Raw genomic sequence first — 13262 nt, 5'->3', positions numbered from 1 at the left:
ACGGGATCGTCCAATCCGGACGAGGTTCGTGGATGAAGCCGAAAATGTCTGCTGCGCAACTTGAAGCGCGCCGGAAAGCGGGGCTCTCCACTTCCGATCCGACACATGCATGCAGCGGTGCCATTTCGAGCGCCAAACCAGACTGCGAAGAGAAGCGTGACCCGGACAAACGATCCTTGATCATTCAAAAGAAGGAAAACGAGCTTGACCCAGACACCCAATTAGATAAGCGGTCGTTCGCTGCATCTGCACGACGATTGCAAGCATGGGATGTTAAGGCCGAGGCGGGACTTCGAGCTGCGGGCTGATCAACTCTGACCGGTACAGCGTTGCGAATTCATCCAGTACCATTTCCAACGTTGCGACGAAGGTGGTTAAGTTGAATGATATCCCGTGCTCTCGCTTTTCATGAATGTATCGCCATTCAACGAAAGCGTTGGCATGCTGGTATAGCACGTCTCTGATCCCATAGTCCGATCTCAAGCAATCTGGGTGGTGCGGTGCCACATTTTTCCTAAATTCGAGATCAAGACGTTCCTTACTGGTGTCGCCAAGTAGCTCGAAAAGCTTCAAAAGATCATGGATTCTCTTGGTTTTGAGCGTGTTGTGATCCCAAACGAACCAAGCCTTCAGCGCAAATTCCATCGACAGCGCCAAAAGCATTGGTTCGACGCCGGTATGTTCCTCATGAAGCATACCAAATTCACGCGCATTGGCTTTCGCCATTGCATGGGTCTGCTTAAGGATGGATCGCGCCTGTTTTTCAAGCTTTACACCTGTAGAGAGACCGTGAAACTGAGGCGATTTCTGCATGAATAGAAGGTAGGCTAATCATAGAGCAACGGCAACGCGCATATGCAAGGTGATTTGGCCGGGCATGGCTGGCTGTAAATTGGGAGGGCAGCCGCCGAATGTGCTCGCAGGATCGGCAGTAAATCTCACAACCGGCAAAGGGCGGTGGGCTCAACTGGTCGACGCAGCGGGCGGATTGCAGGCATTCGCTGCGCAGGCGACGAACGTCAGCTGTGCAGCAAAACAGCCTTTCACGGGTGTTTAATATATCCTTTGTCATTAAGAGCTACGTCTTTCATATTCGTCTGCACAGAGGAATCTGTTGTGCAGGCAAATGCATATGGCGGCCGTTAATAATTTTTCGACAAGAGATAGCGAGAAAAATCTCGCATGGGCTTAAGCCGAGCGTTAATTTGATAAAGGCATAAGAAATGAGCGAAAACTTCAATTATATCTCTATTACCGATAAAGACCGTATTAACGATAATATGACCATACTCAGGGGCCGCTTATTTGAGTCCACTCCGGTTGCCATCGAGAAACGGCTTGAAGGCCTCAGTGATAAATCCGTTACCTTTCTCAAGAGCCTGCCTACCTTCGTGTGCAGCGAGATAGACTCGCATGCAGACGGCAACTCCATGGTCATAAAATATGGGAGAATCGCCGACCTAAAGCATTCTGATTTGACGGTTTCCATTACCTTCGACACGCTGATGGACTTTGGTGAAGTGAATTTCGATAACGTTGAAGATGCCCATAAAATATTCAGTGTGGACAGAATCCAGCTCTACCGCGGACACTGGGCGGTACGTGAAGGAGACTCTGTAGAAGTGTTGCGCCGTTTGAGCGATTTCTTCCCGAAGTTTTCTGAAGGGATCGATAGGCTCATAGAACAACCTGAAGTCGATGCAGAGATCGAGCCACCGCCTCGGGAGAAAAAAATACTTGGCACCGCTACCGATGTCGCATCTTTCTTAAAATTACTCTACGAAGCCCCTATCGAAGAAGATCCCGAGACTTTTTTTCGAGGGCATGGCACAGCTAAGTATGAACTTTCACCGTTCCTGCTGAGAAAATGGGAGAATGGCGATTGGAAATTCTTGCCGAATGAGGACCGCCTTTGCAAAGAGTTGCTGATCGCGCATTATGATGAGTTCCAGAGTGACCAGTATTGTTTCGATCGCCTTGTGCGCATGCAGCACTTTGGACTGCCAACGCGGATGCTTGATATCACTGGAAATCCGCTGATGGCGCTGTTTTTTGCTTGCTCGAGCCAGCCTCAAGACGACGGTGAAGTCATAATATTTCAGGTTACCTCTGATGCTGTGAAATACTACGATTCGGATACCGTCAGTTGTCTTTCCAACCTTTCTAACTTGACGTACGAACAAAAGAACACAATTGACGTCAGCCTCGAACAGGGCAAATTCAATAAATCTGAAGTCGTCGGAAAACTGCTTCACCATATTAAGTCAGAGAAGGGATTTTTCGAAGGACGAATTATCCCGAAAGATCTTAGCTCAATCGTCTGCGTGAAGGCTAAGCGCACCAATTCGCGTATCAAATCGCAATCAGGCGCATTCCTATTGTTCGGGCACGAGGCGAAATTGCCGGATGTTGGGCAGAAAGGGATCAGGATCAGTCGCATCACGGTTAAAGCGGAAGAGAAGATAAAAATCCTCGCTGAACTTGATCGGATCAACGTCAACGATGCAACTGTATATCCGAGCATCGGTCAGACGGCAGATCATCTGCGGGAACAGTATCAGTCCAAGGTGCGGGAAACAGAATACGAGGGCAGATAATAAGAAGCGTTTTGAAGGTTTGAAGAAAGTCTGCAGCAGACCTTCGCATTAGAGGGCTCAGACGGCGGCTTTGAGTTGGACGAGAGATCCCTCATTAAAGGCGGATTCCAGACTTTCGCTGTGCGTGCGAAATTCAGCTTGTGGCCATGCGAAAGCCGACATTCGGGTGAGTGTGATTCCAGCGAGTCGTTGGAACTGCAAACTCCTGACCTGCCCCCCGAAACTTCCCTCAGTTTAATGTAGAGTTTGCTCAACCTTTGAAGGAGCAAACAAATGCGACAGAGCCGTTTTACTGAAGCCCAAATTATCGGAATGATCAAAGAACAAGAAGCTGGGATGCCGACAGCTGAGGTGTGAGTCCTAACTTTACAACATCAAGGAACCTGCTGTGCCTTAACGGCGTTCTGGATTCGTATACTGCTTCGTGACATAAAAAGAAGTCAGGAGATCGTCGTGAAACCGAAAGTTTCAAATTTCTCATTCAAAAAACGCGCAGCTGAGAAGGCTGTCGCGCGCGCGAACGATGAAGAAAGACTTCAGTCCGGTCAGGTTTCGCCTGCCGTGATGGCACGCGTCAACTGCGGTCATCTGCGCGGAGTGCGCTATAAAGGCCCCTCAAAGCGCATTCAGACTATGGTTGCTGAAATGGATTAGCATTTTGCTTTCAGGCAGGACTGATCCAAAATCAAGCGCTCTAACCGATCGGGCGAAGGTCACGACATGATCTGGGCTTTAGTCTCGCAAAGCCACAAGCTTCTGCCATAGCTTGTGGTGCCGCACCTTGAGGAAATTATTGGGGGTCGGAATTTCTGCGTGTGGACGGCGGAGACGCCGGCCTGAGCGCCAGCAGAACGACACTGCTCGTGGTCGCCGTTACGCCGGTGTTGATCTGATTTTGAAGATTTATGCTATAAGTGCTATCCAGTAATTTGTGCTAACCAATGTAGGAGTTGGGATATGACGCGTGCATCAGAAGGTCTGGCGGGCTGGCCGACGGTCGCAGATCTGCGGCAAGATGATAGCCATCCTGTTTTCAGGTCGCGCAAGAGCGCTGTGTCTTCATCTGGCTCTGTTGATGTGAGCGTGGATGTCAAACTCGATGCCAACGACATCGATCTCAGTGACACGCTTCGAAAACTCCAATCCATAATCGATCAGCAAGGTGGGCCTGCTCTCGATGCCGAGACAGTGCGGGCAAGCCTGCAGCAGGCGTTGGAGACGACCCTCCAAAAGGGGTTTGCCAGGGAGCTCGACAGGATCGTTGCTGCGTACCGGGATATGCTGGAGCGACGGATGGCTTCTGGTCAGGACGAGGCGATTTCACGAGCCCTGACTCGGGCGAAATTGCAGACGGAGGTTCTTTCGTCGGTCCCCATGGTTGATCAGTCCCAAGCCTGCTTGCTGCTGGGATTGTCGGATACGAACCCGTCCGCCACGCTAAAACGATACGAGAGTAAGGACAGGATTCTGCGGTTCGACTTGAGGGGAAAAGCGGCTTATCCGCTGTTTCAGTTTGACGTGGCCGAGCGCCGCATTCATCCGATGCTCCTCACGATCATGAAATTGCGGAGCGATGACTGGGGAGGCAAGATGGCTTTATTGCATTGGCTGACGCGTCCCAACCGCAGTCTCGGTGGTGCGAAGCCGTGCGCTATGCTGGCCGAGGATGCAGATGGGGTACTGAAGTCCTTCACCGCCGAGATCGCGGAGCCGCTCAACTGATGACTGCAGATGTCTGCTTTGCCACAAGCTTTTGCCATACTATGAAAGAAGGTGCTTCAGAACGGAGATGACCATGGCGTCACATACACCCCTCGCAGGCGCTATTGAGCGTTCGGTCGAGCACAGCGAAAAACTTACTAAGATGGCAGGTGATTTTCTGACAAGCGCTCAGGTCTGTGACCTCCTGCGCATCGAACAGGCGGAACTTGTGGAGCGCCGCAAGACCGGCAAACTCATCGCCGTCCAAGTTGATTCAAACTGGCGGTACCCGGCATTCCAATTTCAAGATCGGGCAGTCTTGCGTGGGATTGAGACTGTACTGGCCGCGCATAAAGGCTACGATTCCTTTGTCGTAATCGACATACTGCTCGCGCCAGATGCTGTCTTCGACGGCCGCAATCTACTCTCTGTGATCCAAGATGGCGATGATGACGCTGTCAGGCGTTACGCAGCACAGATTGCAGGAAGCGGCTTCACATAGCTCCGATAGGCCTCATACCCTACAAACTATTTGTTGTAGGGTATGCCGGCAAACAGGCGGCCCCATGGGGCGCTTATCCCAAGGCCTCGGGCTGTTCACGCTCTGAAGTCGTGAAAAGGTGAGACTTGGCCCGGCACCTGTCCAACTGATGGGTGTCGGTTCCATTTTGGGATTGAGCTTCGCATGTTTGCTCGGTCTGGGCGATGATCCAAGGCTGCATTTCGGCACCAAATTTCCGAGAGAATGTTTCTCATGGACCATTCGTGTTGTTAGGAAACGCCGACAGGGAAGGCGGAGAGCCGACTTTCGCTGCGTTTTCCACCAAGGTCGGCAACACGAACAAAGCTAACACTCTCGGAGATCGAGACCACTCTCTGAAGACAGATCTTTCTCCATCACGCGAGTTCCATTTTTCTGTTTCAATTGGGCTGCTGACAAACAATTATGCTGAGAGGCTAACGCCTTGAGCATAATATCAACCACCCCGGCAATGTTAATCTGTATCTAAACCTTTGGCCTTGGGTTATCTTATCGTTTCGCCGACGATGCGGCCGAGTTAGAAAGACGATATGTTTACAGTCCATCCCAACGAGATCAAAGATTTCACTGGAGACGACCTCGTCGAGTTGTTGCGCCGTCTTCTTTACGCCGAAGCCCGTAATGCTGGCGTTCCGCTGCGAGGGGTCGATGTTCCGCTCCAAATCACAGTCGCCGATGGCGGTCAGGACGCAAGGATAGTCTGGACCGGTGGCGAAGCATCAACAGATTTTTTCCCAAGCTGCGACATCATCTTTCAATGCAAGGCGAAGGACGCGGGCGACGCTCAGTGGGAAAAAGAGGTTTGGACCAAACCCACCCAAAAGAAGAAAGTCGCGGTCAAGATGCTGAATGACGCTGTGCGCGACGTCCTCGCTCGCGGCGGCAGCTATATCGGCATTACTGCGACGGCGCTCGTCGGTAATAAACCGGCAGATCGCGTCAGAGCGATCAAGAAAGGCATCACGACCGCCGGTGGTGACCCCACCAATCTCGCCACGGTCGATGTATACGAGGGAAATAAGCTCGCCGCGTGGGCCAGCGCGCACCCCGGCGTCGCTGTATGGATCAAGCAGCGGCACGCTGCGATCGACCTTGCCGGCTTCTCCACGCTCGATCATTGGGGCAAACGCGCGGACATCGCCGCGCCACCGTTCGTCGATAGCCCTGACCGTAAATTCTCGCTCGGCACCCATGAGGCCGATGCGATCGAGTTTTCTCGACTCGCCGAGCGCCTCTTCGTCGAATTGGAAGAGCCTGGAACTTCCGTTCGCATCTGGGGTGCCTCAGGAATCGGCAAGACCCGCGCACTGTATCATGCGCTTAGCACCGGCACTGGGCTACTCAGGGGACTCGCTGCCGCCAACTTCATTTTCTGCGAGTTCAGCCAGGTTGGAGATCGCCTCTGGGACGTCGCGAACCACATCGTGAAGGAGGGCTCGGCCGCAGTTCTTGTCGTAGACGGATGCCCGCTCGATAAAGCTCGCGAGCTAAACGCGCTCGCCCTTACTGAACGTAGCCAGCTTCGCATCATCACCATCGGCGCCGAGGGGCTCGAACATGATGATCATTGCGTCATGGTTCGGCCCACCAAGGCCGATCGCTCGACGATAAGGGGCATCCTTAAGACCAAGCTCACCAAGGCCAAGGCCGATGAACTCGACTATATCGCCGACCTTTGCGACGGATTTCCCCGCATCGCTGTGTTCGCTACCGAGAGCTACGAGAAGAGAGCGATCCTAAAGTCGGTCGACGATGTTGCGCAGCAGATTATGGATGCGGTCGGCGCTGACCGCGAAACTGTGCGGGCGCTCGAATGCCTCTCATTGTTCGACAGCCTTTCGCCCGATGAGAATCCAGCCGCCTTCGATAACCTCGCCGAGATGCTCGTTCATATGAAGGGTGAACTGTTGTACGAGAATCTCGTCATCGCCAGCCGGCAGCATCTGGTCGAACGCAATCATGGCGCAATGGCCGTACAGCCCCGTCCGATCGCTAATTTCCTCGCGCTGCGTCGCCTCGATTATCTGCGCCCCTCCACACTGGTTGCGTTTCTGGGCAGTGCGCCGTGTCACCACCGAGACGCCATGCTCGCCCGTTGGCGCTTCCTCGCGCGGTCCCGCACGCTGAGCGAGGCCATCCATACGCTATTACGCACCTCTTTCGCTGACGCGAACATCGTCCGACCCGACGTCGCACCCTATCTCACTGCATTCGTTCATGTCGAACCCGATCGCACAGGAACAGCCCTATACCGGGCGATTGCGCAAGTACCGCTTTCCGATGTAGAAGCCATTTCCGTCACTGAAGAGCTCGTTGACGCGCTGCGTCTCCTCGCCTCGCGCCAGAAAAGCTTCGGCCCCGCCGCGCAGATGGTTCTGCGGCTCGCGGCCGTCGCCCCTCTCGAGGGCTCACAGCCGATCTTGCAGCTGTTACGCCAGCTCTTCCAGGTTGCGCTCGCAGGCTCGCAGGCCGATGATCGCCTTCGTCGTGTTGCACTGGAACAGGCCCTCGACGAAGACGATCCGCGTATCCGCCGCGTTGGTGTCGAAGCGCTCGGAGCGATGATCCAGACCCATATCTCTCGGTCAGAACAGTTCGAGCAGATCGGCGCCGAAGCCTATCACCCGGAATGGGTGCCTGACGATCACGGCACTATCAACGCCTATTTTAACTGGGCTCTCGAGCGCCTGCTCGGACTTTGGCGCAAGGACATCGAACTGCGCCGGGTAATCGAAGAGCATGTCGCGGGCGACATCCGCAATCTCCTCTCGCCCGAACTTTTTCCCACCCTCGAGATATTTGTCAAAGAAGTGGTTGCCTACTCTGGTCATTGGTTCGACGCCACTCACGGGATCGGTGACTGGCTCTATTTCGATCGGCACGAAGAGCCGAATGACTTCTCGCTCGCTGTGCGAACGCTGTTCGACGCGACCCTACCGACCGACCCGGTTGATCTGGTCCGCCTCCATAGCCGCTTCTGGATGGCGGACCTGCACGATCCCGCGAAACGCTACGCCCAGGATCAGGAGGACCCCGACTACGAATATTCGGCGCGTCGCGTGCAAGAACTTGCGCCCGTGATCGCGAGAAATTCGAACCTGCTTTCCCGCGCTATCCACGCCATGGCGACAGAAGAGATGAATGCGCCACAGGCCTTTGCGCATGCCTTGGCCCCGGAATTGCTCGACCCGTTGGATACGTTCAAGCAAGCCGTCGTCGCGTTAGATGAGAGCGGCACACGCGCCGGCGCGACTTTTGTAGCCTCTCTCTTGTCTGCTCTCGATCGCCACCTTCAGGATCGGCCCGACTGCGTCGGTAAGCTTGAAGCCATCGCCGAGACATCCGAGGTGCTCGCGGTCAATCCGATGTATATTCTGACCTCGCTCCGCGTCACGGATGAACGCCTCAACAACTTCGCCAACGACGTCCGCGAGGGCAGGGTTAAACCGGCTCAAAGTGTCTCGATTTCCTATGGACGTCGACTCGAGGTAATCGGTCACGCCGCACTTTCCAAGTTCATCAACGCGCTCGTTGATCGTGACGATGACGGAGGAGCATGGGCTGCGCTTGAGATCTTGTCCATGTTTACACACGGCCAGAAAACGCTCGCGCCCGAGATAGTCGATCTGGCAAAGTCCGCGATTCTTTCACCATCGATCGCCGAAGGAGCAGGTGGCAGTGCTACTATGGCCGACCACGCCTACGATCGGATGCTCCGCCTGATCGACGCCTCTAACGGGATCGACGACACATTTGCTCGTAGCTTTGCCGATCAACTCGTGCATGCCTGTCGAACGACCGGATCGAGACGCCGCGGTCCGTCGGAGACGCTACGCGGTGCCCTCAAAATCATAATTCTGCGAGCACCGGTTGCAGTCTGGCCCGTCCTCGCAGGCTTCTACGAAATCGCGACACGGATTGAACGTGACCGGCTGAACGCCATCACCTCCGATACCAAACCCTTTGCATATGACGCCGCGCACGACCGCGCCGGAGCCTTATTCGATACCCCGATCAATCTCATGCTGGAATGGGTTGCGGCCGATCCGGATGGCCGCATCGCGTTCCTCGTTACCTTCTTCCCAATCCTGGAACAAAAAGGCGGCGAGTGGATCTGGCACCCCGCGCTCCAGAAACTCGCCAAACTTTATGGCGGTAGAAAGCGGTTCCGTTGTGCGCTGCGCCGGCGCATCTATCCCAGCTCTTGGAGCGGCTCGCTGAAACCACATCTAATGAGCTTCACAGAACCGCTCGCTTCTTGGAGCAACGATGCGGTCCTCGGTGACTGGGCAGCTACGATGCTGTACGGTGTGAATCGCTCTTTAGAGAGCGAAATCTATTGATGAGTTGAGCCGAAAGCGGTCATTCATTATGCACAATACGAGCGGCAGGAATGGGCCGGAAGCTGGATTCGGCAGTAAGGGCGGATATCCGACCGGGGTTGTCATGTTCACCTGACTGGTATCGTCTCGGCGTCAGGCCAAAATGCGCGCCAACAGTCCGTGATCGTTTGAAACGCGTCGGGTCGTCGACAGCGGCTTTGAATGTGAGTGAAGCGATTGCGTCGACGCCTCCCTCATGTCACAGATTATTGCGAGACGGGCTCTCCCTGAAATCTCCTTCGTGAAAATACGTCAGGCCCGTCTTTCAAGAAGAAGGTTGTCTATCCTTCAACAGCTCCGATTTGCCGCATCTTGTCGGACCAAGAAATGGAATGATCGAGCCGCCGCGGTCCTCAGCGAGTTCGATCAACTCCCGTACATTTGCGCTGACTTGATCATATCGCTCATGCGCGACATGGACATCCAAGGCCTTGGAAAAATCAACGATAGTCATGACTTTGTCCGTTGTCTGACTGTCGGCAGGATAGCGGGTCGTTCCAACGGTCTTGTAGGCAGTTGAACTTCAATGACACTCTCAGACTTTGAAGTTGACCGGCGCGAATTCCTCACGATCTCTGATGTTCGGCCTTTCTGAACTGCGCTCCGTTTCGCCTCCTTGAGCTTTGTTCCTGGCTTGCGAACCTTAATGGCGTGCCCGTTCGAAATCGCCGCCAGGATCTCACTGGCGCTCAGATCCTGCGCTGCGTCATGCCCAAGTTTCGTTCGTATTCTTTTGAGTTCTTCAAATGTGATGGCAGGCATATCCGGATCTTTCGCAGAAACGAAAAAAGTGTGGCCCGTCGTCGGGTCACTGACCGCGATCTCCCTAATATCGGTGGGATCTATGCTGATATCGACCAACTGCCCCGGACCGACCGATTTTACATACTCGCGCAACTCCGGTGAGGAATACTGGATTTTCTCATATTCGATACCGTACCGCTGCACCTTTCTGGTGCCCTTACGAAGATAAAACATCTGCCTGAGCTGATGGCGGCTGGGCGGCTCGATAATCAGATGTTCTTCGGCCAGCCGTTGCCAGCAATCATAGGGTGCTTCACGAGTTCTTAAGGCGCTTTGAATGCGTTTTCTGGACTTGCGCGCGTAGACATCGTAGCGCCACTTCTGGATGGCTGACTCCAGATCCTGACAAGTGAGCTGTGCCTCCCGCTGTGCCTTCTTGGTCCGTTCTTTGGCTCCAATCAAATCAGTTTGCGTCGCTCCGGGAAGAGTTCTCAGGAAGCGGTTCAGCTCCAGAAAAAAGCGTTCAATGAACGGCTTTCGATCCGGTTGTCCCGGGATATTCTTGCGAAGTTCGAAGCTGGCATTCTTCAGGCAGGCCTCGATTAGTTCGCCAGAGTTCTCACTGCCTTGGTCAGTAACGACCACCCGCAAGCGTCCACACGTTTGCATCGGATACTCGATATCGTGTTTTTCAAAGAAAGCAGCATCCTTGACCGTCATCGTCTCTTTGAGCGTTTTGGCCACCATGATCGAATTGGGATCTTCGAGGGAAACTGTAATGCCAACAATAACCCCCGTCGCACAATCGATCGCAGCACATATCGTGGGCCGACCAAGGACTACCCACTCCTCGTCTACGACGAAGATATCGGCGACGGTACAGTCCAACTCAACGCGCTCCAAAGGTGCGGTCACTGTTTGGAACTCCGCAGCTTGAAGCACAGCACGACGTCCCTCCGGACCACCGATCCTGGCCTTGATGATGTCCGCATGTGGAAGCCGCTTCACAATTGTACGAACGACCTTTTCTCCATGAGGGCTCGGCTTCATGCCGTTCTCTTCACATCTCGCAGTGTAAATACTGCCCGCTTCCGCCGTCAGAGATTTAATCGTGTATCGGTCAGAAGCGATGTAGCTCTTTTCCAACAGGTCATGGACGATATCATCGAAAACATGGTCATGACGTGGTAAATAATTCCCTGAATTACCTGATTTTTCCAAGAGATTTGGTTCACCGCCTTGAAGCCAGAGCTTCAACCATATCTGTAGGGTTCGCACGGTTGGGAACCCCTTTTTCCGCCAGTCGTATTCTTCTCGGTCGGCGTAACGATGACGTAAAATTTTATGTATTTCGCTCCATGCGACCCCTTGATCCCGCATTCTGATGACTTCGCGCGAAATTCCGGATCTAAATCGAAGTTCGCGCTGATGCTCACCTGAGATCAGTAGAACTTGTTCTTGCTGCCCGGCAGACGTGTCGGAGACGAAACCCTGGGCAACAAATGTGCGGAAATCAGCTTCTGGGATCTCGTGCTCAATGCCTTTGGGCGATCTGAGCCTGTAAGCCGCGCTGCCATTAACCTTGCCAAGAACCTCATGAACTTCACCATTCAGCGCCAGTTTTCGGCCGTCATACTCGAGGATGTATCTATTCATAGGTCAAAGACCTGCAAATGCGCTTTGGAACCGCGAGAGGGCTTCAAAACTGTATTCTTGGTCAAAGGGACGCCGGCAACGTCGAAGCTGAGATCCCCAGCAACGATCAACCGCAACACCTCAGTATCGGAAAAGCCAGGGAGAGAGGCGATCTGAGCAAAGCGCAGACCATCATCGTCGAGTAATGCCGCCCTTTCCGCATTTTCCGGACCTGGCGCATCATCCATTACCGACTTCAGCATGCGAATATTCTGGGCCGCCGCCGCCTGTAGAATTGCTTCGGTTGCAATGAGTAGTTTGAGACCCCACGATGCCATCGTTCCGGGATATCCGAGATATTCGGGTTTATCTTCGAGCCATGATGTATGTTTAGCTTCAAGGAAAACTGAGCGTCTACACACCATGGTGGCTTCAAAATCTGGTGTATAGATCTTGGGCTTATAGCCGCCCGGCTGCTGAGCGGCCTTTAAGGTCTCCTTGTCCGAATATCGCTTTCCGCTGATCATATCAAACGTCGCGGGTTGAGGAGAAACGGCCACCACACGGGGGTCCAACATCAGTAGCATGCATAGCGTTGCTTCGAGATCACTTTCAACTTGAATCATGCCGTCCAGCTTCGGGCCTGACAAGAAGCTGGCCTTCTTGATCAATCCTCTTTGGTGGATACGGCGAGCGGTGGGTGATGCAAACTTATCGACTTTCATAACCCAATCTGGCATACTTCGATTCCTATTAGGAATGCAAGGATGGATTGCATTGACCGGTCGGCAAACAGATGAACAGTTCAGATCACTTGAAGAGATCTCAGCCATGGACACTTGGCTCGAGTTCGGTTGCGCATTGATTCACGCAATGAATAGCCATGACCGCTACGGTTTGCCGAGTGGGCAAGCGGTCCTGACAAAGGTGTCACATCTCCGGAAAAGGCAGGAGATGAGCATGAGAAAAGTTTTGGTCGCTACTGAATTCATTAGACTGCATTTTCCTGACGTTTTCCTGAACGGGGAACAGGAGCTCACACTGACGGACGCACTGAAGATGCGGACGATCTTCACTAAGAACGTCGATCAAGTCGAAAAGATGACCGCTGAGATACTTGAGAGTATTCACAATAATGAATCGTTCAAAAAAGCGATTTCGGCTTATGAGAAGGCGGCCGCGGTGGAGGCCGGTGGTTACATCAATCCCGCCCAGAAGGCTTCGTCGTTCCGTTCCGCGCTGAGATTGCATCTGGAGGAAAATCTGGCGGACTACATGGGCCCTGGTGATTTCGCACTGTTTGGAGGCAAGGTTGTGACACCTCATGCTGATCTGACCATTATGCGGAATGGCCTGCCGCACGTCGCAATCGAAACCAGACCTGGCAAGCGTGGCGTTCAGGTTCGTGAGATTTACGAGCTTCTGGGCGTTTGCGGACTGCGACTCAAACCCGTCGCAAAGAACTGGATCATCTGCGATCCATCTTGGACACGCTACCTCCAACAGATCGAGAAATGCCGGTCCGATGTGAGCTTGAAAGGGCTAAGCGTGGGTATTTTTGATCCAGATTCGTCTCGCCCTCAGGTTTCGTGGAGTGATTCCCGCCAATCATTCGCTGACAAAAATTGAATTGGTGGAACCTGCTCGCTCGAAAGTTGAGAA

10 protein-coding genes and 1 pseudogene are annotated in these 13262 nt (G+C 53.6%); 6 read left to right on the top strand and 5 right to left on the bottom strand.

The window, feature by feature from the left end; translation table 11 throughout:
- Nucleotides 1-273 precede the first annotated feature (273 nt).
- Nucleotides 274-726, bottom strand: a complete 453-nt coding sequence (locus LRK71_RS05130; RefSeq protein ID WP_217902974.1) for a hypothetical protein — start codon at nt 724-726, stop codon at nt 274-276.
- Between the two features lie 497 nt (nt 727-1223).
- On the opposite strand from LRK71_RS05130, the gene LRK71_RS05125 reads away from it, so the two are divergent.
- The 5 genes from LRK71_RS05125 to LRK71_RS05105 all read left to right on the top strand — a co-directional run bounded on the left by LRK71_RS05125 (nt 1224) and on the right by LRK71_RS05105 (nt 9182).
- Nucleotides 1224-2597 (top strand): FRG domain-containing protein, encoded by a 1374-nt coding sequence (locus LRK71_RS05125; protein ID WP_232401555.1) that lies wholly within the window; start codon nt 1224-1226, stop codon nt 2595-2597.
- Nucleotides 2598-3050: 453 nt separating this feature from the next.
- Nucleotides 3051-3251 carry a hypothetical protein gene (locus LRK71_RS05120; protein ID WP_176248786.1) on the top strand — a complete coding sequence of 67 codons (201 nt, stop codon included), beginning with the start codon at nt 3051-3053 and terminating at the stop codon, nt 3249-3251.
- Between the two features lie 303 nt (nt 3252-3554).
- A complete protein-coding gene (locus LRK71_RS05115; protein WP_176248787.1) occupies nt 3555-4319 on the top strand; it encodes a hypothetical protein in 765 nt (254 codons plus the stop codon).
- A gap of 73 nt (nt 4320-4392) precedes the next feature.
- Nucleotides 4393-4800 carry a MerR family transcriptional regulator gene (locus tag LRK71_RS05110; protein ID WP_176248788.1) on the top strand — a complete coding sequence of 136 codons (408 nt, stop codon included), beginning with the start codon at nt 4393-4395 and terminating at the stop codon, nt 4798-4800.
- Between the two features lie 569 nt (nt 4801-5369).
- Nucleotides 5370-9182, top strand: a complete 3813-nt coding sequence (locus tag LRK71_RS05105) for a hypothetical protein (RefSeq protein WP_232401553.1) — start codon at nt 5370-5372, stop codon at nt 9180-9182.
- 82 nt (nt 9183-9264) lie between these two features.
- On the opposite strand, the pseudogene LRK71_RS05100 reads toward LRK71_RS05105, so the two are convergent.
- The 4 genes and pseudogenes from LRK71_RS05100 to LRK71_RS05085 form a co-directional block, all read right to left on the bottom strand.
- Nucleotides 9265-9411: pseudogene (locus LRK71_RS05100) on the bottom strand (transposase); the annotation flags it as partial.
- A gap of 75 nt (nt 9412-9486) precedes the next feature.
- Nucleotides 9487-9675 carry a hypothetical protein gene (locus LRK71_RS05095; RefSeq protein ID WP_232401551.1) on the bottom strand — a complete coding sequence of 63 codons (189 nt, stop codon included), beginning with the start codon at nt 9673-9675 and terminating at the stop codon, nt 9487-9489.
- Nucleotides 9672-11621, bottom strand: coding sequence for a TnsB C-terminal domain-containing protein (locus LRK71_RS05090; RefSeq protein WP_176248794.1), 1950 nt, complete (start codon nt 11619-11621; stop codon nt 9672-9674). The genes LRK71_RS05095 and LRK71_RS05090 overlap by 4 nt, the downstream gene beginning before the upstream one ends.
- Nucleotides 11618-12340: a hypothetical protein gene (locus tag LRK71_RS05085; RefSeq protein ID WP_176248795.1), complete on the bottom strand. Its 723-nt coding sequence runs from the start codon at nt 12338-12340 to the stop codon at nt 11618-11620. Before LRK71_RS05085 ends, LRK71_RS05090 begins: the two co-directional genes overlap by 4 nt.
- A 220-nt stretch (nt 12341-12560) precedes the next feature.
- Here LRK71_RS05085 and LRK71_RS05080 point away from each other — a divergent pair, with 220 nt between their 5' ends.
- Entirely contained in the window at nt 12561-13229 is a 669-nt protein-coding gene (locus LRK71_RS05080) for a hypothetical protein (RefSeq protein WP_232401550.1), read from the top strand.
- The last annotated feature ends 33 nt before the right edge of the window (nt 13230-13262 follow it).

The organism is Pseudophaeobacter flagellatus (assembly GCF_021228235.1).
GTDB lineage: Bacteria > Pseudomonadota > Alphaproteobacteria > Rhodobacterales > Rhodobacteraceae > Pseudophaeobacter > Pseudophaeobacter flagellatus.
Note: the sequence above shows the minus strand (reverse complement) of the source record. Positions and strands in the feature narration are given on the sequence as shown.